This window comes from Collinsella sp. AM34-10 (assembly GCF_003469185.1).
In the GTDB taxonomy this organism is placed as follows: Bacteria; Actinomycetota; Coriobacteriia; order Coriobacteriales; family Coriobacteriaceae; genus Collinsella.
The window spans coordinates 1-2,028 of the sequence record NZ_QSIL01000020.1 but is presented as its reverse complement, the minus strand read 5'-3'; the positions used below and the strand labels follow the sequence as shown (position 1 = coordinate 2,028).

At 58.8% G+C, this 2,028-nt stretch carries 1 protein-coding gene and 1 pseudogene; both read left to right on the top strand.

Translation table 11 applies throughout. The features are described from left to right. Positions 1-129: 129 nt before the first annotated feature. Complete coding sequence (locus tag DW823_RS09595; protein ID WP_195521868.1) at positions 130-1,344, top strand: MFS transporter; 1,215 nt, start codon at positions 130-132, stop codon at positions 1,342-1,344. 170 nt (positions 1,345-1,514) lie between these two features. Continuing rightward, positions 1,515-2,028: pseudogene (locus DW823_RS09590) on the top strand (SIS domain-containing protein); the annotation flags it as partial.

Here is a 2,028-nt window from a genome sequence, read left to right as displayed (position 1 = left end):
TGGGCATCATCGGCGCGTTCTTCGGCGTGCTGGCGTAAGGGCCCGGCTGCATAGATTTTCGTTGCAACCTGGAAAGGGGATGGAGCAGGCCTATGCCCTCCATCCCCTTTTTGTATAGAAGGAGTTCGTATGTTCGCGAAGGATCGCGAAGCAATGCGCCTGACGCCGGCAGAGGTCAGGCTGATTCTTATTGAGTCCCTGCAGTGGTGCGCCAACAACGCGGTCTACTTTTTGGGGCTTATCGGTGCGGCCACGTATGATCTGGCTGGCACGGCCTTTTTGGTTGCCGCCATTACGCTCGTGCGCAATCTTATGACGTCGGTGGGCAATATGGTGTCGGGCTCGGTCATCGATCGCTTTGGACCGCGCCGGACGTCGTTTGTGACGTGCGTGATTACGGCAGTGCTATCGCTTGGCGTGGGGTTGGCGCCGTTGTCTGTCCCCGGGCTTGTGTTTGCCGCGTGCGTCTTGGGACTTGCGGGCGGCTTTATCAACACCTGCACGCATGCGTTTCCGGGATACCTGGAGTCGACCACCGAGGGCCGTACCCGCGTGAACGGCCTCATGGTGTTCTACAGCAATATCGCCTATACCGCTGGCCCGCTGCTCGGCGGTGCCATCGTGAGCTGTTTTGCCACGCAATCGGTCTATCTGCTCATGGCGGGCATGATGGGTGTGGCGGCCGTGCTCTCCTTGGGCTGTCACGAGTGTGTTGCTCCCGCAAAAGGGGAGAAGCCGAAGGGCGGTATTTTGGGCGGCATGGCCGAGGGTGCGCGACTTACGTTTCGCGACCACGACCTGCGCCTCATCTTTATCTCGGGCTTTTTGGGTTTCTTTGCGTTTGGCGCGTTCGATTCGCTGGAGTCGTTGTTCTATCGCGATGTGCTCAACGTGGATATCGTCTGGCTGGGCTGGCTGTCCTCGGTCGTGGGCCTCACTTCCTCGGTGGGCGCGTTCATCCTGACCAAGCTTTCTGCCCGCCATGTCAACCTGCGATTGCTGCTCGGCGCGCTCATGGCCGTGGGCATTGGGTCCATGGTGTACGTGGGCACCGATATGCTGGGGGTCGCGATTATCGGTCAGGCGATTAACGGTCTGGCCTGGGGATTCCTGGAACCGCTGCAGATGATCTTGATTCAGGAGCGCGCCGACATCAAATACCTGGGGCGCATTACCGGCTTTGTGCGTTTTGGCCTGATGAGCGCCGGCGTGCTGCCGCTGCTGGCGGCTCCGTTTTTGGCGGAGGCTTTGGGCGTTCAGGCGGTGCTGTTTGGGGCATCGACCATTATTGCGCTGGTAGGAACGCTGTTCTTTGTCACACAAGGGAGGCGCCAGAGGCGTTAGCTATACATTCAATTCTAATTTAATACCACTCACCAGAGAATTTCGACCGTTCACCGAGGATTGGAGCAGATTGATAAGTGGTATTAAAAACACATTAGGTGTATGTCTATAATTGGTATCGAAAAGAAACGCGATGTATAGAGTTGCGTGCAGGACAGAAAGGAAAAGCCATGAAGGAAACCGAGAAGATCGAGATCATGCACTTTAGCCAGGAGGGCTACGTCGAGGACGGCAAGAACGTCTACGAGGCCGGCAAGAAGATGACCGCGCTCGCCGACAAGGTCGCCGACGAGGGCTACGACGCCGTGTTCCTGATGGGCGTCGGCGGCACCTGGGACGAGCTCATGCAGCTCGAGTACCTCATGAACAAGTTCGGCGACCGCGACCTCGAGGTCTACCTGATCCACGCCGCCGAGTGGAACGTCATGGGCCACAAGCGCATGACCGAGAAGTCCGTCGTGCTCACCGCCTCCGAGTCCGGCACCACCCCCGAGGTCCTCGAGGCCGTCAAGAAGATGAAGGAAAAGGGCATTCGCGTCTACGCCATGACCAAGCCCGAGGGTCTCATCGGCCAGGCTGTCGGCGCCGAGAATTGCGTCAAGATGGCTTCCGATCATGGTAACGGCGGCTGCGAGATGGGCTACTACCTCGCCGACTGCTTCGGCCTGCGCCTGCTCAACCGCC

Excerpts from the sequence above, each read along its gene's own strand:
- DW823_RS09595 (WP_195521868.1), top strand. The coding sequence starts at position 130 with ATGTTCGCGAAGGATCGCGAAGCAATGCGCCTGACGCCGGCAGAGGTC.